The organism is Sphingobium cupriresistens LL01 (assembly GCF_001046645.1).
Classification (GTDB): domain Bacteria; phylum Pseudomonadota; class Alphaproteobacteria; order Sphingomonadales; family Sphingomonadaceae; genus Sphingobium; species Sphingobium cupriresistens.
The window spans coordinates 565,712-586,572 of sequence record NZ_KQ130434.1 but is presented as its reverse complement, the minus strand read 5'-3'; the positions used below and the strand labels follow the sequence as shown (position 1 = coordinate 586,572).

Sequence of the window (20,861 nt, the reverse complement as noted above, 5' to 3'; positions counted from 1 at the left end):
CGCCTTAGCGGATGATGCCACGATGCGGGCCATGCCCCTGTCCTTCCATGCCTCGCCCAACCATGCGGGCGCTCGTCGGGAAGGTCAAGGAACAGAGGCTGTTACTTCTTCAATCAGGTCGGTGACGATGTCGAAATAGTCGCGCCACGTCGGCGCGCGCCAATGGGCGAGCCGCGCGATCTGGGCAGCGCGGGCGGGCGCATCGGGCTGGCTATAGGCCTCGATCGCCTGCATCCATCCCAATCCGTCGAGCGGATCGAGATAATCCGGCGCGTCGCCGCCAACCTCGCGATGGGCGGTGATGTCGCTGCAGATCACCGGCACGCCGGCCGCCAAAGCCTCGACCACCGGCATACCGAAGCCTTCGGCGAAGGACGGCATCAGCATGGCGCGGGCGTTGGCGACCAGCGCCTGCATCCGATTGTCCGACACCTCTCCCGCTTCGATCACATGGCCGCGCAGCGCCTCGGCCCGCTCCAGCATGTCGATGACATTCTCATTTTCCCAACCACGCCGGCCGATCAGCACCAGCACCGGGGCCGCATCGCCCAGCCGTTCGACCATTCGCCGCCACAGGTTGAGCAGCAAGAGGTGATTCTTCCGCGGCTCGATGGTGGAGATATAGACGAAATAGGGCCTTCCCGGCAGCGCCTCGCCCTTGGCGCCGAAGATGTCAGGCGCGTCGGCCCCGAAATGCGCGACCCGGATCGCGCGGCCGCCAAGGCCTTGGCGCATATGAGGCGCCAGCGCATCGATGGTCGCCTGGCTGTTGCCGATGATGCCGTTGGCGAAGCTGTCGATCGTGCGCACCCGGCGGCGATGTTCGTCCGCGCCCTGCGGCCGGGCATATTCAGGATGGCTGAGCGGAATGACATCATGCACCAGCGTGATGAACTTCGCGCCTTCCGCCCGCAGGATCGCTCCGACCTGCGCATGATCGTCCAGATGGTGCGGCGACACCTGCAGATAGACGCGCGGGCCGGATGCGCGTGGCACCGGCCGGGGCCGGGTGGCGAACAGGTGGCGGATGACCGCCGCCTTGCTTTCACCAACATCGGCCGAACGGGCATTACGCCATTTGGCGGCGGTGAACGCCAGGAACTGTCGCACGGCGGCGCTGTCCAGCCGCCCATAATAGCCCCCTGCAGGATGCACCGCGGAAAAAGCCAGGCGATCGGGCATTCTGTCCAGCAACTCGCGCGCATAGACATATTCGACCCGATCGATGCCGGTCGGCGCGGGATGGAAGGACCGGGACAGCAGCCGCGAAATGTCGAGGATCACCTCGCTGTCGCCACGCCCGCCCTGAAACAGCGGGCTGGCGCGCTTGGACCGCAGCGCCAGGCGCGCGCCGGGTGCGTTGAAAGGACGCAGCGCCATCAGCGCGCGCCCCGCGGAGATATCGGCCGAACGGCGAAACGGGCGCGCATCAGAATTGAGCGCGAATCTCGTCGGCCAACGCCGTGAGCGCCGCCGCGTCGGCGACATTCCCCTGCGCATGGGCGCTGAATCCCAACGGCCCACCTTCCCAGCGCGGCACGACATGGACATGGAGGTGAAACACCGTCTGCCCCGCCGGCGCGCCGTTGAACTGGGCGATGTGGATGCCGTCGGGGGCCAGCGCCCGGCGCGTGGCGTTGGCGACCTTTTTCACGCTCGCCATCACCTGCGCCAGCGCCTCATCCTCTATCTCCAGGATGTTGCGCGCCCTGGACCATTTGGAAATGACCAGGCTGTGCCCCCTCGACTGCGGCTGGATGTCGAGGAAGGCGAGCGTGTGCGCATCCTCATATAATTTGATCGACGGAATCTTGCCCGCAAGGATCAGGGCGAAGGGGTTATTGTCGTCATAAACGCCGTCAAGGCTCATCCTGGCCGTCCTCAGCTCACATAATGTGCGCTGGTCTTAGCCGCGATATCCTCCGCCGTCACGCCCGGCGCCATTTCGACCAGCTTGAACGGGCTGTCATGGTCGGGGCGCTGGAAAACGCACAGGTCCGTCACGATCATGTCGACCACATTCTTGCCGGTCAGCGGCAGGGTGCAGGCCGGAATGAACTTGGGATCGCCATTTTTGGACGTATGCTCCATGACGACGATGATCTTCTTGACGCCCGCGACCAGATCCATCGCGCCGCCCATGCCCTTGATCATCTTGCCGGGGATCATCCAGTTGGCGATGTCGCCATTTTCGGCAATCTCCATCGCGCCCAGCACGGTTAGGTCGATATGCCCGCCACGAATCATGGCGAAGCTGTCGGCCGAACTGAAATAGGCGGTCTGCGGCAATTCGCTGATCGTCTGCTTGCCCGCATTGATGAGGTCGGCGTCCTCGTCGCCCTCATAGGGAAAGGGGCCAATGCCCAACATGCCGTTTTCCGACTGGAGCGTCACCTCCACGCCATCGGGAATATGATTCGCCACCAGCGTCGGAATGCCGATGCCCAGATTCACGTAGAAACCGTCCTGCAATTCCTTCGCCGCGCGCGCGGCCATTTCGTCACGAGTCCAGGGCATGATTATTTCTCCCCTATGGCGGGCGGTGCCCACCTCTTGTCCATCGGAAATATGTCGTCGAACCCGCCCTTAAGGCCGCTGCCATAGACGGGGTTGGGCATCACGAACCAGCCATTGCCCCACAGGCCCGCGACCGGCGGTTGCAGGGTCGCGACGCGGCGTGCGGGCACGGCCTTTTCGGCATTGAGGGGGCCGGCGTTGAACAGGTCGGAAAAATCGCCCAACTGGTCGCCGCCCATGGCGATGACGCAATAGCGCGCCGCGATCGTCGCCCGGCGGCCATCCTTGCGCGATCCCATCGCATCGTCGCCGCTCAGATAGAGCGTCTGGCCATGCACCGCATCGCCCAGGCCCGCGGCCTTGATCGCGCGGACGGTCGCATCGGCATTGGCGGCCGAGCGGTTGGTATTGAAGATGACGGTAACACCCAAGCCACGCAGCGCGGCCAGCCCTTGGTCGGCGCCCGGCACCGGCCCGACCGCGCCCTCGCCCGTCTTCTCCCATGCATCCCAGGCGGCGTCGTCAAAGCCTTTGCCGGTCTTCGCGTCATGATATTCATAGCCGGTGTTGAGCATCACCGTTTCGTCCACGTCGAACACCGCGGCGAAAGGCTTGTCGCCACAGGGCACGAATCGCGGCGCGGCGAGGCTCGCCCCATCCGCCAGCACGACGCTATCCGCCGGCCGCGCCTTCACCCTGGCGGACACATAGGCCAGCAGCGCATTCCAGGCCTGCGCCGAAATCGCCGCCCCCTCGCCCGACCCGTAGAGATATCGCATCCCCGCCGGTGGATTGACGGACGGCGCGGGCGACGGCGCCACGGTCGCGCAGGCGGCCAACGGCGCCAACAGCAGCCCCCAACCCAAGCGCTTCGGCATCGACATCAGGCCGCTTCCCGCGTCCGCACCGTCCGAAATTCGATCTTCTTGTCATAGGGCGCGCCCACGATCATGCGCTTCACATAGATGCCGGGCAGATGGATCGCGTCGGGGTCCAGGCTGCCGGTCGGCACCACTTCCTCGACTTCGGCGATGCAGATTTTCGCCGCGGTCGCCATCGGCTGGTTGAAGTTGCGCGCCGTCTTGCGGAAGATCAGGTTGCCGCTCTCATCGGCCTTCCAGCCCTTGATGATCGCGACATCGGCAAAGATACCGCGCTCCAGAATATAATCCTGGCCATCGAAACTCTTGACCTCCTTGCCCTCGGCCACCTGCGTGCCGACGCCGGTCTTGGTGTAGAAGCCGGGGATGCCCGCCCCGCCCGCGCGGCAGCGTTCGGCCAGCGTCCCCTGGGGGCAGAATTCCACCTCCAGTTCGCCGGCCAGATATTGTCGCTCAAACTCCTTATTCTCGCCGACATAGGAGGAGATCATCTTCTTGACCTGGCGCGTGCGCAACAGCTTGCCCAGCCCTTCGCCGTCGATCCCGGCATTGTTACTGGCGATGGTCAGATCCTTGACGCCCGCATCGCGGATCGCGTCGATCAATCGTTCGGGAATACCACACAGGCCAAAGCCGCCCGCGCACAGATGCATCCCGTCGAACAGCAATCCTTCCAGCGCCGCAGCGGCATCGGGGTAGAGCTTCCTGGCCATCGGCATCCTTCCTTTTTTGAAAGTTCACACCGTTCTTAGGCAGCACGACCAATCAATACCAATGATTTGTTTTTTCAGTTAAACATAACCAATGTCTATCAATCGTATCGCTTTCTACCATCTCGAAACGCTGCTCTGGATCGCCCGGCTGGGCACCTTCGCAGCGGCGGCGGCGCGGCTCAACACGACCCAGCCCGCCATTTCGGCGCGCGTGCGCGAACTGGAAAGTCATCTGGGCACCGCCCTGTTCCGGCGGGAGGGTCGAGCCATGGCGCTGACTCCCGCCGGGCGCGAACTGGTGCGCGAAAGCGAACCGCTCTGGGCGCGTTTCCAGGGGGTGCTGATGGGGTGTAGCGACATATCGGGCGCGACCGGAATCATCCGAATCGGCGCGGGCGAAATTGCGGCGGCCAGCTGTCTGCCCGGCTTCGTCGCGCAACTGGGCCATGACCTGCCCCATGTCAGCCTGGAGGTGGACATTGCGCTGACGGTCGATCTGATCCAGCAACTCGCTTCCGGCCGCACCGACATCGCCTTTGCCGCCGGCCGGATCGCCCATCCGATGCTGCGCACCGCGCCGATCGGCAGCGTCGATCTGCTCTGGCTGGCCAGCCCGTCGACGGTGAGGAACATGGACGCGGCCCACACGCCGATCTGGTCGCTCACCAACCTGTCGCCGCTCTATCGCATCATGAAGGAGGCGATCGCCGCGTCGGACCTGGCCGATTGCCCGCTCAACCTGTGCAACAATGTCCGCACGATGATCGACATCGTGCTGGAAGGCGGCGGGATCGGCATCTTTCCCCATCCGATGGTGCGCCAACCCATCGCAAGCGGGCGGCTGGTGCCGGTGCCCGATGCGCCCGCCATGCCCCCGGTCGAATTTCAGGTCGCGATGCGGGCCGCGGAGTCCGATCCGCTGGTGCTGGCGATTTTCGACCGGGCGAGCCGGCTCGACCTGCGCGCCGGCGCCGCGGCCTAGATCAACCCCGCCAGGGGGCTGGACGGATCGGCATACATCCGCCTGCCCATGCGCCCGGCGCGATAGGCCATGCGCCCGGCCTCGACCCCCGCCTTCATCGCGGCGGCCATCAGCACCGGGTCTTTCGCCTCGGCAATGGCGGTGTTCATCAATACGCCGGTACAGCCCAGTTCCATCGCCTGCGCCGCTTCCGACGCGGTGCCCACGCCCGCATCGACCAGCACCGGCAGCTTGGTCCCTTCCACGATCAGGCGGATCGTCACCCGGTTCTGGATGCCCAGCCCCGACCCGATCGGCGCGCCCAGCGGCATGATCGCGACCGCGCCGACATCCTCCAGCCGCTTGGCCGCTATCGGATCGTCCACGCAATAGACCATCGGCTTGAAGCCTTCCTTGGCCAATATCTCGGTCGCGCGCAGCGTTTCGACCATATCGGGATAGAGCGTGCGCGCTTCCCCCAGCACTTCCAGCTTCACCAGGTCCCAGCCGCCCGCCTCGCGCGCCAGCCGCAGGGTGCGGATCGCGTCCTCCCCGGTGAAGCAGCCCGCGGTGTTGGGCAGGTAGGTGACCTTCTTGGGGTCGATATAGTCGGTCAGCATCGGCGCATTGGGATCGCTGACATTGACGCGGCGCACTGCCACGGTGACGATCTCCGCGCCTGACGCGGCCAGCGCGGCCGCATTCTGCTCGAAGCTCTTATATTTGCCGGTGCCCACGATCAGGCGCGACCGGAAGGTCTTGCCCGCCACGGTCCAACTGTCGTCCGTAACCGCCGACACATCACCGCCGCCGACAAAGTGGACGATCTCCAACTCGTCGCCATCCTCGACCATCACCTGCGCCAGGGTCGATCGCGGCACGACCGTCAAATTACGTTCCACCGCAACCTTTTCGGGTACGAAACCCAGTTCGCTCGCCAACTGCGCGAGGGTCATGCCGTCGCGGATGCGGCGATGTTCGCCATTGATATGGATGGAGATGGTGCCGTCTGTGCTCATTATGGCTTTCCCGAACATGCGAAGATATCTCGACTAAGCGAGACACGAAGGGCTAAGGATCGTGCCGCATATAGGGGCGGCCTTGCCCCGGTCGCAACATGCAAGGGGATCGCCATGGCCGACATGCGTAAAATCTATGTGTTAAACGGACCCAATCTGAACATGTTGGGCACGCGCGAGCCGGAAATCTACGGCTATGACACGCTGGACGATATTGCCGAGCGGATGGACGACGCCGCCACCCGCGCCCATGTCGAAATCGATTTCCGCCAGTCCAACCATGAAGGCCATCTGATCGACTGGGTGCAGGAAGCCCATGCCGAGGGCGCGCACGCCATCATCATGAATCCCGGCGGCCTCACGCACACGTCGGTCGCGCTGCATGACGCGATCAAGGCCGTGACCGTGCCGGTGATCGAAATCCACCTGTCCAACCCGCACAAGCGCGAAGCCTTCCGCCATAAAAGCTATGTCGGCATGGCGGCCAGGGGCACGATCGCGGGCTTTGGCCCGATGTCCTACATGCTGGCTCTGGAAGCCGCGCTGGAACTATGAGGCGGCGCGTTTTGGCGCACAAAAGTTGCGCTTGGGCGTAAATGCGCATAGGCGCGGGCACCAGAACCGATATTCACCGGCCAGGGACTTCACATGACCGAAAAACAAGAAAAGGGCGCAATGCAGGTAGACGTACAGCTGGTGCGCGATCTCGCCGCGCTGCTCGACGACACCAACCTGACCGAGATTGAGGTCGAGGACGGCGACCGCAAGATCCGCGTCGCGCGCAAGGCCGCGGCCAGCGCCGCGCCGGTCTACGCCACGCCCGCCCCTGCCGCCGCGGCCCCCGCCGCACCGGCTGCCGCGCCTGCACCAGCCGCCGCGGCGCCGGCCGAAGCGTCGCTGCCGGCCGGCACGCTCGTCAAATCGCCGATCGTCGGCACCGCCTATCTGTCGGCCGAACCCGGCTCCGCTCCCTTCGTCCGCATCGGATCGCAGGTCACCGCTGGCGAAACGATCCTGATCGTGGAAGCCATGAAGGTCATGAACGCGATCGCCGCGCCGGTCGCGGGCACGGTCAAGGCCGTGCTGGTCGATAACGGCCAGCCGGTCGAATATGACCAGCCGCTGATCGTCATTGAATAAGGCCGTCGGACCCATGGCCATCGAAAAGCTGCTGATCGCCAACCGCGGCGAAATCGCGCTGCGCATCCACCGCGCCTGCCATGAAATGGGCATCAAGACGGTGGCGGTCCATTCGACCGCCGACGCCGACGCCATGCATGTGCGGCTGGCCGACGAGGCGATCTGCATCGGGCCGCCCGCGGCCAAGGACAGCTATCTGAATGTCGCAGCGATCATTTCCGCTGCCGAGATCAGCGGCGCGGATGCGATCCATCCGGGCTATGGCTTTCTGTCGGAGAACGCCAAGTTCGCCGAGATCGTAGAAGCGCACGGGATCGCCTTCGTCGGTCCCAAGCCCGAACATATCCGCACCATGGGCGACAAGATCGAAGCCAAGCGCACCGCCGGCGCGCTGGGCCTGCCGCTCGTCCCCGGCTCCGATGGCGCGATCAGCGACCTGGACGAAGCCAAGGCGATCGCGGAGAAGGCCGGTTATCCCGTCATCATCAAGGCGGCGTCCGGCGGCGGCGGGCGCGGCATGAAGGTGTGCACTTCGCCCGACGAGTTGGAAACGCTGATGCAGCAGGCCGGTTCGGAAGCGAAGGCCGCCTTCGGCGACGCCACCGTCTATCTCGAAAAATATCTCGGCAATCCGCGCCATATCGAAATCCAGGTTTTCGGCGACGGCAATGGCAACGCCATCCATCTGGGCGAGCGCGACTGTTCGCTCCAGCGGCGTCACCAGAAGGTGCTGGAGGAAGCCCCCTCCCCGATCCTGAGCCAGGCCGATCGCGACCGCATCGGCGGCGTCTGCGCCAAGGCGATGGCCGATATGGGCTATCGCGGCGCGGGCACGATCGAATTTCTGTGGGAAGACGGCGAATTCTACTTCATCGAGATGAATACGCGGCTTCAGGTCGAACATCCGGTGACGGAGATGATCACCGGCGTCGATTTGGTGCGCGAACAGATCCGCATCGCCGAGGGCAAGCCGCTGTCGGTCACGCAGGACGAGTTGCGCTTCACCGGCCATGCGATCGAATGCCGCATCAACGCCGAAGATCCCAAGACCTTCGCGCCGTCGCCGGGCACCGTCACCAGCTATCATGTGCCGGGCGGCATGCATGTCCGCGTCGATAGCGGCCTGTATCAGGGCTATAAGGTGCCGCCCTATTACGACTCCATGATCGGCAAGCTGATCGTCTATGGCCGCACCCGCGAGGGCGCGATCATGCGGTTGAAGCGCGCGCTGGAGGAATATGTGATCGAAGGGATGAAGACCACCATCCCGCTGCATCAGGCGCTGTTGCGTGACCCCGATTTCCTCGACGGCAACTACACGATCAAATGGCTGGAGGAATGGTTGGCGCGGGAGGGCGACGCATGAAGGCGACCATCTGGCACAACCCCAAATGCGGCACCTCGCGCAAGACGCTGGCGATCATCGAGGAGACGCCGGGCGTCGAGGTCGAGGTGATCGAGTATCTGAAAACCCCGTTCACCCGCGACAAGCTGGCGCAGATCATCGCCGACGCCGGATTGACCCCGGCGGAGGCGATCCGCAAGATGGGCACCGACGCAGAGGAACGCGGTCTGCCGGCGATGGACGCCGATGCGATCCTGGACGAAATGGCGTCAAATCCCGCTTATGTGAATCGCCCTTTTGTCGAGACGGAAAAGGGCGTTCGCTTCTGTCGGCCGCAGGATAAGGTATTGGAAATACTCTAGGAATTGTCCGACTTATCGTTTCTATATCGAAACGAAATGTCATCGTGAAAATGCCGTACTACTGTCCATGTCGCTGTCTCATATCGCTGCGTCACGCCGCCGTAACAAAGCCATGATCTGAGCGCTTGCTTTGATGGCGGGAAGCCGTAGCTTCTCGCTCATGGCAAAGGAACCGACATTGGCGACCATCGCCGTCTACAGTCTGAAAGGCGGCGTGGGCAAAACCACCTTCGCGATCAACCTGGCCTGGGCATCGGCCAGCATTTCCAAACGGCGCACCCTGCTATGGGATCTGGACCCGCAGGCGGCGTCGAGTTGGCTCTTGTCCACCGATATGGAAAGCCGCGACGCGGCGCAGGCGATCTTCAGCAAGGATGTGGACGTCCGCAAGCTGATTCAGCCCTCGACCGTGCCGGGGCTGGACCTGATCGCCGCCGACACGTCGCTGCGCAGCCTCGATCATCTCTTCCGCGAAATGGACAAGAAGAAGCGGCTGGCCAAGCTGATCGAGAGCCTGGGGCGCGACTATGACCGCATCATCCTCGATTGCCCGCCCGGCCTCACCGAAACCAGCGAGCAGGTGCTGCGCGCCGCCGACCTGATCGTCATCCCTGTCATCCCCTCCCCCCTGTCGCAGCGGGCGATGGGCGAGGTCGCCCGCTATCTGGTCCAGCGCGGCGGCAACCATGCGCCGATCCTGCCGGTCTATTCCATGGTCGATCGCCGCCGCAGCCTGCACCGAACGGCGCTGGACAGCCAGCCGGACTGGCCCGCCATCCCGATGGCCAGCACGATCGAGCAGATGACGGTGCGCCGCAAGCCGCTAGGCGCTTTCGCCCCGACTTCGCCGCCGGCACAGGCCTTCGCCTCGCTGTGGACGATGGTCGAGCGGCAATTGCAGGCCGGCTAGAGCGGCGTCAGCCGATGGCGACACGCTGGGGTTTCGGAAACAGGCGCGCCGCGTCCTGCGGCAGCATCGGCCGGCCGAAATAATAGCCCTGCACCTTCTTGCAGCCCAGCCGCCGGACCATCTGCAATTCCGCTTCGGTTTCCACGCCTTCGGCCGTGGTGCTCATGCCCAGGCTGTCGGCCAGCGTCACCACGGCCCGGATGATGGCCAGGCTTTCGGCGGTATTCTTGGATGCGCCAACGACGAAGCTGCGATCGATCTTGATCGTGTTGAACCGGGTGCGGCTCAGATAGCCCAGCGAGGAATAGCCGGTGCCGAAATCGTCGAGCGAGAGCTGGATACCCAGGCTGAGCAACTGGTCCAGCACCTTGAGCGCGCCCGCATCCTCGTTCATGAACACGCTTTCAGTGACCTCCAGCTCCAGCCGGCGGGCGTCCAGCCCACTCTGCGCCAGCGCGGACACCACCGCGGCGACGAAGCTGGGATGAGTCAGCTGTTCGGCCGAGACGTTGACGGCGATGCGGATATCGTCCGGCCAGGTCACCGCCTCCATGCAGGCGGTCCGCAGCACCCACTCGCCGATCGGCGCGATCAGCCGCGCTTCTTCCGCCACCGGCACGAATTTGACCGGTGAGATAGCCCCCAGTTGCGGATGCGTCCACCGCACCAACGCCTCGAACCCCAATACGGCGCCATGTTCGGCATCGACCACGGGCTGGTACAGGACATGCAACTGGTCCTTTTCCAACGCCTCGCGCAGCGCCAGTTCCAGCTGACGCCTCTCTTCCGCCTGCGCGTGTAGCCGCGGCTCATAGGCGCAATGCACGCCGCCGCCCTCGTCCTTGGCGCGATAGAGGGCGAGGTCGGCGCTGCGGATCAACGCTTCGGAATCGCGGCCGTCCATTGGCGACAGCGCCGATCCGACCGATGCGCCGACATGCAGCATATGCTGGCCGACTTGATAGGGCATCGACAATGCGCCAATGATCGCCGACGACAGGCGGGGAATGGCGGCGCTGTCGGCGACATGCGGGATGATCACCGCAAATTCGTCGCCGCCTATCCGGCCGCAGAATATGTCCGCGTCACAGACCTGCCGCATCCGCCGCGCCACCTGGCTCAACAGCTTGTCGCCGGTCTGATGGCCCAGCGTGTCGTTGATCGATTTGAACCGGTCGAGATCGATCATCAGGAACCCACAGCCGGGCGAGCGCCCTTTCGAAGCGTCCATCGCTTGGTCCAGCACTTCGCGCAGGTGGCTGCGGTTGGGCAGGCCGGTGAGCGGGTCGAAGCGGGCGAGCTGCGCGATCTTGTCGGCCGATTCGCGCTGCGCCGTCACGTCCGATCCGACACCGCGAAAACCTTGGAAAATGCCATTTTCGTCATGACGGGGCGACGCCGACAGCTCCCACCAGCGCCATTGCCCCTGTATCTCGACCGGCAGGACCAGATTGCTGAAACTCTCACGCCGCTTGAGATGGTCGGCCAGGCTGTGCAGGCCAGCGGCGAATCGGCCGTCATCCCAGCCGCTACCGGCCAATATCTGCACCAGCGGCGCGCCCTCCAGCTGGCCCGGCTCCATGCCCATCGTCTCGGCGAAGCGGCTGGACACGCCATTGATCCGGCGCAGCGCGTCGGTCTGCCACAGCCAGTCGGACCCGCCTCCCTCATATTCGCGCAGCAGCAGGCTGACGACCTCGCTCTTTTCCGCCAATTGCACGGTGGTGCTGTGCTGACGGGCGAAGGTGCGGGCGTAGATGAAGCAGCCGCACAGCAGCGACAGCGCATAGCTGGTCGCCAGCGCCCTTAGCGGCAACTGGCCGCCTTCGTCGAACATGGCGAACAGGCCGAGGATGCAGGGCAGAAGATAGGCGGTGGCGGACAACGGCGTCGCCGCATAGCTGATCGCGCCGCAGACCATGATGCAACTGATGATCGTCCACAGCGCCACTAGTTCTTCGGTCTGCCCGGATTGGGACACCAGCACCATGCAGGCCGCCCAGACCAGCCCGTGCAGCAATCCGCCCAGCGCATGGCGGCGCAGGTCGGCCGGTGACAGGCCGATATCGTTGGCGCGCCGTTGTCGGTCGAGCAGCAGAGTAATGCTGGTCGCGGCGATCAGCGCCAGGCTCCATCCGCCGAGCAGGAACGGTGAACAGCAATGGGAAAAGACCTGCCACAGGAACAGCATCCCGCAAATATTCATGCCATGGCGCAGTATGGCGACGCTGTCGGCGGATCGCAGCTGGGCTTCCAGCACGCGGATCCCGCCATCCTCCAGGATGGTACAAAGACCCATGATCGCGCGCAGCGATGCGCGTTCCTGGCGGTCCGGTTCTTCGGCTTGTTCCTGCTTGCTACCCACGGGACTGGGTTAGCAGTCATGGGTTATCAATCAGTAACCTTGGCCTTAAAGGATGTTACGATCTGACCGGGGCGTCAGGCGGCGATGTCGTAGGGCCGAATTTCGCCGGTCAGATAGAGGTTGCGCGCCTTCGACCGGCTCAACTTGCCCGAACTGGTGCGCGGCAAGGTGCGCGGCGGCACCAGTTCCACGACGCAGTTCATGCCGGTGATGGCGCGGACCCGTTCGCGGATCTGGTCGCGCAGGCGCGAACGCTCTTCATTGTCCGACGTGCGACAATGGACCAGCACGGCGGGCGCTTCCTCGCCGCCTGGGGTGGTGATGGCGAAGGCTGCGATGTCGCCCTGCTTGAAGCCGGGCAGTTGCTCCACCGCCCATTCGATATCCTGGGGCCAATGATTCTTGCCGTTGATGATGATCATGTCCTTGGCGCGACCAACGATGTAGAGATAACCATCGGACAGATAGCCCATGTCGCCGGTGTCGAGCCAGACGCGGCCAGATGCATCGGAGGCCATGCACGCCTTGGTCGCGACTTCATCGCGGAAATAGCCGACCATCAGCGACGGGCCGGTGGTCCACACCTTGCCGATCTGGCGCTCGTTCATCAGGCCGCCATCCTCGTCGCGGATTTCCACGACCATGTCCTTGGCCGGCTTGCCGCAATTGACGATCGAGCGGAAACGCTGGGGACGCCCCTCGGTCGCGTGACCGCCCGACAGGTCGGTTTCCTCGACCAGTTCGACGATGATCCCCTCGCCCGGCGGCATGATGGTGACGGCCAGTGTCGCTTCGGCGAGGCCATAGCTGGGCAGGAACGCCTTGGGGCTGAACCCTGCATCGGCGAAGGCGTCCACGAAGCTCTGCATCACGTCGGGGCGAATCATGTCCGCGCCATTGCCGGCCAGGCGCCAGCGGGACAGGTCGAACCGATCCTCCGCCTTGGTCTGGCTGGAAATGCGGCGGGCGCAAATGTCATAGCCGAAGGTCGGCGAATAGCTGATCGATGTGCCCTCGTTCCGGCTGATGAGGTCGAGCCAGGCCAGCGGACGGCGGGCGAAATCCTCGGTCTTCATATAATCGGTCGATACCTGGTTGGCGACGACCGACAGGAAGCAGCCGACCAGCCCCATGTCATGATACCAGGGCAGCCAGCTGATGCAGCGATCGCTGTCCTGCACCTGCATCCCGTGGCTGTGCGCCGACAGGTTGGACAGGAGCGCATGATGCGTCACCGCGACGCCATGGGGGAAGCGGGTCGAGCCGCTGCTATATTGGAGATAGGCGACGTCTTCCGGCTGCGCCTCCGGCAGAGCGGCGGGGACGGCGTCGCGGGCGATGAAATCTTCGAACGCGATGCTTTCGACATTCTTCTGGCGGCCGGATTCGCCCGCCATCTCTTCCAGCTCCTTGGGGAAGAGGAACAGCATCGGATCGCAGCTGGACAGCTGGACATTCAGCTGGTCGATATAGCTGTCCTTGCCGCCGAAGCTGGTCGGCAGCGGCAGCGGCACCGGCCAGGCACCGGCATAGATGATGCCAAAGAAGAGCATGGCGAAGTCCGCGCCGGTTTCGGCGACCAGAGCGACGCGGTCGGCCGGTTTCACGCCATGGCCGATCAGGCGATGGGCGCAGGCCAGCGCGTCGGCGCGCAATTCGCTGAACGGATAGGGCCGCGCCAGATTGCCGCGCGCATCATGAAAATTGAGCCCGCGCTTGCCCTGCGCCGCATAGTCCAGCGCTGCGCCCAGCGTCCCGAAATCGGAGAAGCGGCGCGGCAGATCGTCGGTGGTCGGCGTCGGTGCCATCATCTCTTGCGAACCCGTCATATTGGTTGACCCAATGTCTTGAAAATCTTGAAACCGGGGCCGCTAGCAGCTTTGACCGCCATTTGCACCGGATATTGCATTCCAATATGCACTCATAGCCGACAAGGCGCGGTGAAATTCCGGCCCGACTGTGGCATAAAGATGGCGCATGTCGCATGTTGCATCATGATGACCGGCAAACGCCTCCCCCCACCGCTTGATGAAAGCGCGCTGCGCGACATGGCGCTGCGCCATGTCGCCCGCTTCGCCACCAGCCGGGGAAAGCTGCTCGCCTATCTCAAGCGCAAGATCAAGGAGCGCGGCTGGGGCGGCGAGGCGCCAGCGGACCCGGATGGGCTGGCCGACCGCTTCGTGGATCTGGGCTATATCGATGATGCGGGCTATGCGGTGATGAAGAGCGGGGCGCTGGCCCGGCGCGGCTATGGCGCAAGGCGCATCGGCGAGGAATTGCGCGCAGCGGGAATCGGCGAAGAGGATCGCGAACAGGCGGACGCGCAGATTGCGTCCGAAGCCTGGGCGGCGGCGGACCGCTTCGCCCGGCGCAAACGGATCGGCCCCTATGCGACCGGGCCGATCGACCCCAAGCAGCGGGAGAAGGCGATCGCGGCGTTTTTGCGCGCGGGCCATGCCTATGCGGTGGCGCGGCGCTGGGTCGATGCGCCGCCGGGGGAGCCGATGGCGGCGGAAGACGAATAGGCCCAAGGTCATGGCTGGGTCATGACCGGGTCACCCGTGCGAAGTTCACACCGTAGATGGAATGATTTTGCGGGCGCAAGACAGGGCGAAGCGTCGGCTATGCACCCGCGAAGCGCCAGCGACGCGCCCACGGCTTCCCGGCCGTCGACCATTTGGGTCATGCCAACGCGCCGCCGACGCATCAGCGACGCGCCTACCGGGTCACGGGTCGGGCGGGGTCGGTGCTGAAAGCATCGACCAACAAGTCGTACCGCGCCTTCCCTGCCCGATAATCCTCCATCCTACCAAAACAATCCGAAAACTCCTCCCCAATACGCCCACCATATCAGCAGACGCATATAGAAACCTTTGCCGTCACCATTTTCATATGCGATTCCCCTGCCTTGAAAGGGAAGGTTTGCATCCGCAGCCGATTGTTTGCGCGCCCTTTCCTTAAAGAAAAGGCCCCCGCAATACGGAGGCCCCTTCCTTCAAAGCTTGGTCCGCCGCGCGATCACATATGGATCGGCTTGCCGGTCACGGCCATCGCCGCTTCCTTGATCGCCTCGCTATGCGTGGGATGCGCATGGCAGGTATAGGCGATGTCTTCGCTCGACGCGCCGAATTCCATCGCTTGCGCCGCCTGCGCGATCATCGTGCCTGCGGGCACGGCGATGATCCACACGCCTAGCACCTTGTCGGTTTCGGCGTCGGCGATGATCTTCACGAAACCGTCCGGCTCATGATTGGTCTTGGCGCGGCTGTTGGCCATCATCGGGAATTTGCCGACCTTGATCGCGCCCTTTTCCTTGGCGGCCTCTTCGGTCAGGCCCACGCCCGCGATTTCCGGCTTGGTATAGACGACCGACGGGATGATGGCATGGTTCACAATGCCGGTCAGGCCCGCGATATTCTCGGCCACCGCAATGCCTTCGTCCTCGGCCTTGTGCGCCAGCATCGGACCGGGGATGACGTCGCCGATCGCCCACACGCCGGGCGCCTTGGTCGCGAAATCATGATCCGTCTCGATCTGGCTGCGCGCGTTCAGCTCCAGGCCGATCTTGTCGAGGCCCAGCCCTTCGGTATTGGGACGACGGCCGATCGACACGAGGACGACATCCGCCTCGATCGTCTCCGCGTCGCCACCGGCGGCCGGCTCGACGGTCAGGGTCACACCCTTCTTGCCGACTTGTGCGCCCGTCACCTTCGTACCGAGCTTGTACTCGAAGCCCTGCTTCTTGAAGATCTTGTTAGCTTCCTTGCGGATTTCGCCGTCCATGCCGGGCAGGATCTGGTCGAGATATTCGACCACGGTCACCTTGGCGCCCAGGCGCTTCCAGACCGAACCCAGCTCCAGGCCGATGACGCCGCCGCCAACCACGACCAGATGACCCGGCACCTTGTCCAGTTCCAGCGCGCCGGTGGAATCCACGATCTTGCCGCCTGCGTTATCAACTTCAACGCCGGGCAGCGGCGTGACCGACGATCCGGTGGCGATGACGATATTCTTCGCCGTCACCTTCTCGCCGTTGATCTCGACGCTGTTCGCGCCAGTGAAGCTGGCCAGACCCTTGAGCCAGGTCACCTTGTTCTTCTTGAACAGAAATTCGATGCCGCCGGTCAGGCCCTTGACCGCGTCGATGCGCTGGCCCTGCAGGGTGGGCAGGTCCAGGCTCATCTTGTCGATCTTGACGCCCAGTTTGGCGAGCGCGCCATTGGCCGCCTCGTCATAGAGTTCCGATGCGTGCAGCATCGCCTTGGACGGGATACAGCCCACATTGAGGCAGGTGCCGCCCAGCGTCTCGCGGCTTTCGGCGCAGGCGGTCTTGAGGCCCAGCTGCGCCGCGCGGATCGCCGCGACATAGCCGCCGGGGCCAGCGCCGATTACCAGGACGTCGTAGTCGAAGTCAGCCATAACAATCTCCGTTCGCCCTGAGCCTGTCGAAGGGCATTACTTCTTCTTTTGTCCTTCGGGAAGGACGGGGCTTCGACAGGCTCAGCCCGAACGGATAGGATGTCTGGTCGCGACCTTTACAGGTCGATCAGCAGGCGGGTTGGGTCTTCGATCGCGTTCTTGACCGCGACGAGGAAGGTGACCGCTTCGCGACCATCGACCATGCGATGGTCGTAGCTGAGCGCCAGATACATCATTGGACGGATCACAATCTGACCGTCACGAACGACCGGGCGGTCCTCGATGCGGTGCAGGCCAAGAACCCCCGACTGGGGCGGGTTGATGATCGGGCTGGACAGCAGCGAGCCGAACACGCCGCCATTGGAGATGGTGAAGGTGCCGCCCTTCATATCTTCCATCGTCAGCTTGCCTTCCTTGGCCTTCTTGCCAAAGCCGCCGATGGTCTTTTCGATGTCCGCGACGCTCAGCGATTCGGCGTTGCGGATGACCGGAACCACCAGGCCGGTGGGCGCCGACACCGCGACCGAGATGTCGCAGAAATTATTATAGACGATCTCGTCGCCCTCGATCTGCGCATTGACGCCCGGAATGTCGCGCAGCGCCATGCAGACGGCCTTGGTGAAAAAGCCCATGAAGCCCAGACGGACGCCATGCTTCTTCTCGAACAGATCCTTATACTTGGCCCGCGCCTCGATGATGTTGGTCATGTCGACGTCGTTGTAGGTGGTCAGCAGCGCGGCGGTGTTCTGCGCTTCCTTCAGCCGCTTGGCGACCGTCTGGCGCAGGCGGGTCATCTTCACCCGTTCCTGTGCGCGGCTCGGACCAGCGGCAGGCGCTTCGGCGGCGGAAGCAGCGGCAGCAGCCGCACCGGCGGCGGCCTTGGCGGTGCCGGCGGCGGCGGCGGCGGTGACGTCGTCCTTGGTCAGGCGACCGTCCTTGCCGGTGCCCTTGATCTTGCTGGGGTCAAGGCCATGTTCCAGCACAAGGCGGCGGACCGCCGGCGACAGGGTCAGGTTGCCACCCTCTTCATCATCCGAAGCAGCGGGCGCCGGCGCAGAAGCGGCCGGGGCGGCGGCTTCCGCCTTCGCGGCGGGCGCAGCGGCGGCAGGCGCCGGAGCAGCGGCAACCGAACCGCCTTCGTTCACATAGGCCAGCAGCGCGCCGACCTCAACCGTGTCGCCTTCCTTGGCGATGATGTCGCCCATGACGCCGGCCACGGTCGAGGGCACATCGACCGCGACCTTGTCGGTTTCGAGGGACACGATCGGCTCGTCGACCTTGACGGCTTCACCGGGCTTCTTGAGCCACTGGCCCACGGTTGCTTCGGTAACGGATTCGCCCAGAGTGGGGACTTTGACTTCGGTAGCCATGAGCTTGATCAGCCTTTCTTCTGGCGACGGATTTCGGTGCGGACGCTGTGACCCAGCGCATCGGCGACGAGTGCGCCCTGTTCGGACACATGACGCGACGCCAGACCAGTCGCGGGCGAGGCGGACGCCTTGCGGCCGGCATAACGGGCGCGCTTGGGCGCCTTGCCAGCCTTGACCAGGGCTTCCTCGATATAGGGTTCGACGAAGAACCATGCGCCATTGTTGCGCGGCTCCTCCTGACACCACACGATATCTTCCAAATTGGTCATACGCTCGATGCGCGTGGCCAGGGCGTCGGTCGCGAACGGATAGATTTGTTCGATGCGAACGATCTGCACATCCTTGTCCCCGGCGGCGTCGCGCGCTTCCATCAGGTCGTAGAACACCTTGCCGGAACACAGGACCAGGCGCTTGGTATCCTTGTCCGCCGACCCATTGGGATCGGACAGGATGCGCTTGAACTGGGTTTCGCCCAGGAAATCCTCCGCCTTGCTGACCGCCAGCTTGTGCCGGAGCAGCGACTTGGGCGCCATGATGATGAGCGGCTTGCGGAAGGGCCGCAGCATCTGGCGACGCAGCGCGTGGAAATAGTTCGCCGGGGTCGTGATGTTGGCGACCTGGATATTGCCTTCCGCACATAGTTGCAGGAAGCGTTCCAGACGCGCCGAACTATGTTCCGGCCCCTGCCCTTCATAGCCGTGCGGCAACAGGCAGACGAGGCCGTTGGAGCGCAGCCACTTGGTTTCGGACGAAGCGATATACTGGTCGAAGATGATCTGCGCGCCATTGGCGAAATCGCCGAACTGCGCTTCCCACAGCACCAGGCTCTTCGGGTCGGCCAGCGCGAAACCATATTCGAAGCCCAGCACGCCATATTCGGACAGCGGCGAATCCAGCACCTCGAACCGGCCATGCGGCACGGTCGACAGCGGGATATATTTATTCTCGCTGTCCTGATCGGTCCAGACCGCGTGACGCTGGCTGAACGTGCCGCGTCCAGAATCCTGACCCGACAGGCGGACGCCATAGCCTTCGGACAGGAGCGAGCCGAAAGCCAAAGCCTCGCCAGTCGCCCAGTCGAAATTCTCGCCGGACTTGAACATCTCCGCCTTGGCCGCGAGCACGCGGGTCAGCGTCTTGTGGACGTTCAGCCCTTCGGGAACGGTGGTCAGCGTCTTGCCCAGGCTGTCGAACAGCTTGGTGCTGATCGCCGAATCCACGCTTTGGCGCGATGTTTCGGCGTCGGCCGGCTTGTGCAGCCCCGACCAGCGGCCGGCGAACCAGTCGGCCTTGTTGGCCTTGTAGCTCTTGGCCGCCTCGAACTCTTCCTCCAGATGATTGACGAAATCGCCCGTCACCTTGCTGACATAGTCGTCATCGACCACGCCTTCGCTCTTCAACCGCGCCGAATAGACGTCGCTGACCGGCGGATGCTGGCGGATTTCCTTGTACATCAGGGGCTGAGTGAAGCCCGGCTCGTCGCCTTCATTATGACCGAAGCGGCGATAGCACCACATGTCGATCACGATGTCGCGGTGGAAGGTCTGGCGATATTCCATCGCCAGCTTGCACGCGAAGGTCACGGCTTCGGGATCGTCGCCATTGACGTGCAGGATCGGCGCCTGAACCCCCTTCGCCACGTCGGACGGATAGGGCGAGCCGCGCGAGAATTGCGGGCTGGTGGTGAAGCCGATCTGGTTGTTGATGATGAAGTGGACGCAGCCGCCGGTATTGTAACCATGCACGCCGGAGAAGCCGAGGCATTCCCACACGATGCCCTGACCCGCGAACGCCGCGTCGCCGTGTATCAGCACGGGCAATACCTGCTCATGCTTGCCCAGGTCATCGCGGAAGGTCTGCTGCGCGCGCACCTTGCCCAACACCACCGGGTCGACGGTTTCGAGGTGCGAGGGGTTCGGCACCAGCGACATATGGACCTTGACGCCATCGAACTCGCGATCGGTCGAGGTGCCGAGGTGATATTTCACGTCGCCCGAACCGCCGACATCTTCGGGATTGGCGGTGCCACCCGAAAATTCGTGGAAGATGACGCGGAAGCCCTTGGCCATCACATTGGCCAGCACGTTGAGTCGGCCGCGATGGGCCATGCCGAACACGATCTCGCGAACCCCGGACTGGCCACCATATTTAATGACCGCTTCCAGCGCAGGGATCATGGATTCGCCGCCGTCCAGGCCGAAACGCTTGGTGCCGACATATTTGCGGCCCAGGAACTTCTCATATTGCTCGCCCTGGATGACCTTCGCCAGGATCGCTTTCTTGCCTTCGGGCGTGAACTGGATTTCCTTGTCCTTGCCCTCCAGCCGGTCCTGCAGGAAGCGGCGCTCCTCCACATCCGCGATGTGCATATATTCCAGGCCGACATTGCCGCAATAATTGGCGCGCAGGATCGCGACGATCTCCGCCACGGTCGCATATTGCAGGCCCAGCGTGCCGCCCAGATAGATTTTTTTCGCGGGGTCGGTCAGGCCGTGATATTCCGGCGTCAAATCAGCTGGCAGATCACGCTTGGTCAGGCCCAGCGGATCGAGATTGGCGGCCAGATGCCCGCGCACCCGATAGGTGCGAATCAGCATCTGCGCGCGAATGGCGTCATCGGCGGCGGCGACGGCGTCGGCATCCGACACGGCCTTGCCGGCGGACTTGGCGGCGGCCTTCACGGCGACCTGCATCTGCGTGGGGTCCATCGCCCCGGTCAGATCGTCGGTATCGCTCAGCGGCCAGTTGTCGCGCTGCCAGCTTGGCCCGCGCTCAAACTCGAATTCCTGGTTCTCGTAACCCATGTTCCTACGTCCCATCCCAGCCGCGTGCAGTCGCGGATGCGGGAAAATAGCGGCC

18 protein-coding genes are annotated in these 20,861 nt (G+C 63.9%); 7 read left to right on the top strand and 11 right to left on the bottom strand.

What is annotated here, in order from left to right; translation table 11 throughout:
* Positions 1-84 precede the first annotated feature (84 nt).
* The 5 genes from V473_RS02885 to V473_RS02865 are packed head-to-tail and all read right to left on the bottom strand — an operon-like array spanning position 85 to position 4,111.
* Entirely contained in the window at positions 85-1,380 is a 1,296-nt protein-coding gene (locus tag V473_RS02885; protein ID WP_066600346.1) for a glycosyltransferase family 4 protein, read from the bottom strand.
* Between the two features lie 49 nt (positions 1,381-1,429).
* A complete protein-coding gene (locus tag V473_RS02880; protein WP_066600343.1) occupies positions 1,430-1,870 on the bottom strand; it encodes an HIT family protein in 441 nt (146 codons plus the stop codon).
* 11 nt (positions 1,871-1,881) lie between these two features.
* Entirely contained in the window at positions 1,882-2,517 is a 636-nt protein-coding gene (locus V473_RS02875; protein ID WP_066600338.1) for a CoA transferase subunit B, read from the bottom strand.
* A gap of 2 nt (positions 2,518-2,519) precedes the next feature.
* The gene (locus tag V473_RS02870) at positions 2,520-3,401 is read right to left on the bottom strand and encodes an HAD family acid phosphatase (protein WP_066600333.1); all 882 of its coding nucleotides are present in this window, start codon (positions 3,399-3,401) and stop codon (positions 2,520-2,522) included.
* A complete protein-coding gene (locus V473_RS02865) occupies positions 3,401-4,111 on the bottom strand; it encodes a CoA transferase subunit A (RefSeq protein ID WP_066604919.1) in 711 nt (236 codons plus the stop codon). The genes V473_RS02870 and V473_RS02865 overlap by 1 nt, the downstream gene beginning before the upstream one ends.
* 91 nt (positions 4,112-4,202) lie before the next feature.
* On the opposite strand from V473_RS02865, the gene V473_RS02860 reads away from it, so the two are divergent.
* A complete protein-coding gene (locus V473_RS02860) occupies positions 4,203-5,093 on the top strand; it encodes a LysR family transcriptional regulator (RefSeq protein ID WP_066600330.1) in 891 nt (296 codons plus the stop codon).
* On the opposite strand, the gene thiS is transcribed toward V473_RS02860, so the two are convergent.
* On the bottom strand, positions 5,090-6,091 hold the full coding sequence (thiS, locus tag V473_RS02855) for a sulfur carrier protein ThiS (RefSeq protein WP_082678958.1): 1,002 nt from the start codon (positions 6,089-6,091) through the stop codon (positions 5,090-5,092). The genes V473_RS02860 and thiS overlap by 4 nt on opposite strands.
* Before the next feature lie 114 nt (positions 6,092-6,205).
* On the opposite strand from thiS, the gene aroQ reads away from it, so the two are divergent.
* The 5 genes from aroQ to V473_RS02830 all read left to right on the top strand — a co-directional run bounded on the left by aroQ (position 6,206) and on the right by V473_RS02830 (position 9,848).
* The gene (gene aroQ, locus V473_RS02850) at positions 6,206-6,646 is read left to right on the top strand and encodes a type II 3-dehydroquinate dehydratase (RefSeq protein WP_066600326.1); all 441 of its coding nucleotides are present in this window, start codon (positions 6,206-6,208) and stop codon (positions 6,644-6,646) included.
* Between the two features lie 93 nt (positions 6,647-6,739).
* Positions 6,740-7,231 carry an acetyl-CoA carboxylase biotin carboxyl carrier protein gene (gene accB / locus V473_RS02845; RefSeq protein WP_066600322.1) on the top strand — a complete coding sequence of 164 codons (492 nt, stop codon included), beginning with the start codon at positions 6,740-6,742 and terminating at the stop codon, positions 7,229-7,231.
* A gap of 13 nt (positions 7,232-7,244) precedes the next feature.
* Positions 7,245-8,597, top strand: coding sequence for an acetyl-CoA carboxylase biotin carboxylase subunit (gene accC / locus V473_RS02840; RefSeq protein WP_066600319.1), 1,353 nt, complete (start codon positions 7,245-7,247; stop codon positions 8,595-8,597).
* Complete coding sequence (locus tag V473_RS02835) at positions 8,594-8,938, top strand: arsenate reductase family protein (protein WP_066600316.1); 345 nt, start codon at positions 8,594-8,596, stop codon at positions 8,936-8,938. Before accC ends, V473_RS02835 begins: the two co-directional genes overlap by 4 nt.
* Before the next feature lie 160 nt (positions 8,939-9,098).
* The gene (locus V473_RS02830) at positions 9,099-9,848 is read left to right on the top strand and encodes a ParA family protein (RefSeq protein WP_066600314.1); all 750 of its coding nucleotides are present in this window, start codon (positions 9,099-9,101) and stop codon (positions 9,846-9,848) included.
* Between the two features lie 7 nt (positions 9,849-9,855).
* Here the strand turns inward: V473_RS02830 and V473_RS02825 are convergent, their stop codons facing one another.
* Complete coding sequence (locus V473_RS02825; RefSeq protein ID WP_082679095.1) at positions 9,856-12,147, bottom strand: putative bifunctional diguanylate cyclase/phosphodiesterase; 2,292 nt, start codon at positions 12,145-12,147, stop codon at positions 9,856-9,858.
* A gap of 140 nt (positions 12,148-12,287) precedes the next feature.
* Positions 12,288-14,024, bottom strand: a complete 1,737-nt coding sequence (locus V473_RS02820; RefSeq protein WP_066600311.1) for a fatty acyl-AMP ligase — start codon at positions 14,022-14,024, stop codon at positions 12,288-12,290.
* A gap of 186 nt (positions 14,025-14,210) precedes the next feature.
* On the opposite strand from V473_RS02820, the gene V473_RS02815 reads away from it, so the two are divergent.
* Complete coding sequence (locus V473_RS02815; protein WP_066604913.1) at positions 14,211-14,738, top strand: regulatory protein RecX; 528 nt, start codon at positions 14,211-14,213, stop codon at positions 14,736-14,738.
* A 493-nt stretch (positions 14,739-15,231) separates the two neighbouring features.
* Here V473_RS02815 and lpdA read toward each other — a convergent pair whose 3' ends face one another.
* The 3 genes from lpdA to V473_RS02800 form a co-directional block, all read right to left on the bottom strand.
* Positions 15,232-16,632, bottom strand: a complete 1,401-nt coding sequence (gene lpdA / locus V473_RS02810) for a dihydrolipoyl dehydrogenase (protein ID WP_066600309.1) — start codon at positions 16,630-16,632, stop codon at positions 15,232-15,234.
* Between the two features lie 116 nt (positions 16,633-16,748).
* Positions 16,749-18,002, bottom strand: coding sequence for a 2-oxoglutarate dehydrogenase complex dihydrolipoyllysine-residue succinyltransferase (gene odhB, locus V473_RS02805; RefSeq protein ID WP_066600307.1), 1,254 nt, complete (start codon positions 18,000-18,002; stop codon positions 16,749-16,751).
* A gap of 8 nt (positions 18,003-18,010) precedes the next feature.
* Positions 18,011-20,806, bottom strand: a complete 2,796-nt coding sequence (locus V473_RS02800) for a 2-oxoglutarate dehydrogenase E1 component (protein ID WP_066600305.1) — start codon at positions 20,804-20,806, stop codon at positions 18,011-18,013.
* Positions 20,807-20,861 lie beyond the last annotated feature (55 nt).

Excerpts from the sequence above, each read along its gene's own strand:
- V473_RS02815 (WP_066604913.1), top strand. The coding sequence starts at position 14,211 with ATGACCGGCAAACGCCTCCCCCCACCGCTTGATGAAAGCGCGCTGCGC.
- V473_RS02820 (WP_066600311.1), bottom strand. The coding sequence starts at position 14,024 with ATGATGGCACCGACGCCGACCACCGACGATCTGCCGCGCCGCTTCTCC.
- aroQ (WP_066600326.1), top strand. The coding sequence starts at position 6,206 with ATGGCCGACATGCGTAAAATCTATGTGTTAAACGGACCCAATCTGAAC.
- lpdA (WP_066600309.1), bottom strand. The coding sequence starts at position 16,632 with ATGGCTGACTTCGACTACGACGTCCTGGTAATCGGCGCTGGCCCCGGC.
- thiS (WP_082678958.1), bottom strand. The coding sequence starts at position 6,091 with ATGAGCACAGACGGCACCATCTCCATCCATATCAATGGCGAACATCGC.
- V473_RS02860 (WP_066600330.1), top strand. The coding sequence starts at position 4,203 with ATGTCTATCAATCGTATCGCTTTCTACCATCTCGAAACGCTGCTCTGG.
- V473_RS02830 (WP_066600314.1), top strand. The coding sequence starts at position 9,099 with ATGGCAAAGGAACCGACATTGGCGACCATCGCCGTCTACAGTCTGAAA.
- V473_RS02825 (WP_082679095.1), bottom strand. The coding sequence starts at position 12,147 with ATGGGTCTTTGTACCATCCTGGAGGATGGCGGGATCCGCGTGCTGGAA.
- V473_RS02865 (WP_066604919.1), bottom strand. The coding sequence starts at position 4,111 with ATGGCCAGGAAGCTCTACCCCGATGCCGCTGCGGCGCTGGAAGGATTG.
- V473_RS02800 (WP_066600305.1), bottom strand. The coding sequence starts at position 20,806 with ATGGGTTACGAGAACCAGGAATTCGAGTTTGAGCGCGGGCCAAGCTGG.
- V473_RS02835 (WP_066600316.1), top strand. The coding sequence starts at position 8,594 with ATGAAGGCGACCATCTGGCACAACCCCAAATGCGGCACCTCGCGCAAG.
- odhB (WP_066600307.1), bottom strand. The coding sequence starts at position 18,002 with ATGGCTACCGAAGTCAAAGTCCCCACTCTGGGCGAATCCGTTACCGAA.
- accC (WP_066600319.1), top strand. The coding sequence starts at position 7,245 with ATGGCCATCGAAAAGCTGCTGATCGCCAACCGCGGCGAAATCGCGCTG.
- accB (WP_066600322.1), top strand. The coding sequence starts at position 6,740 with ATGACCGAAAAACAAGAAAAGGGCGCAATGCAGGTAGACGTACAGCTG.
- V473_RS02870 (WP_066600333.1), bottom strand. The coding sequence starts at position 3,401 with ATGTCGATGCCGAAGCGCTTGGGTTGGGGGCTGCTGTTGGCGCCGTTG.
- V473_RS02885 (WP_066600346.1), bottom strand. The coding sequence starts at position 1,380 with ATGGCGCTGCGTCCTTTCAACGCACCCGGCGCGCGCCTGGCGCTGCGG.
- V473_RS02875 (WP_066600338.1), bottom strand. The coding sequence starts at position 2,517 with ATGCCCTGGACTCGTGACGAAATGGCCGCGCGCGCGGCGAAGGAATTG.
- V473_RS02880 (WP_066600343.1), bottom strand. The coding sequence starts at position 1,870 with ATGAGCCTTGACGGCGTTTATGACGACAATAACCCCTTCGCCCTGATC.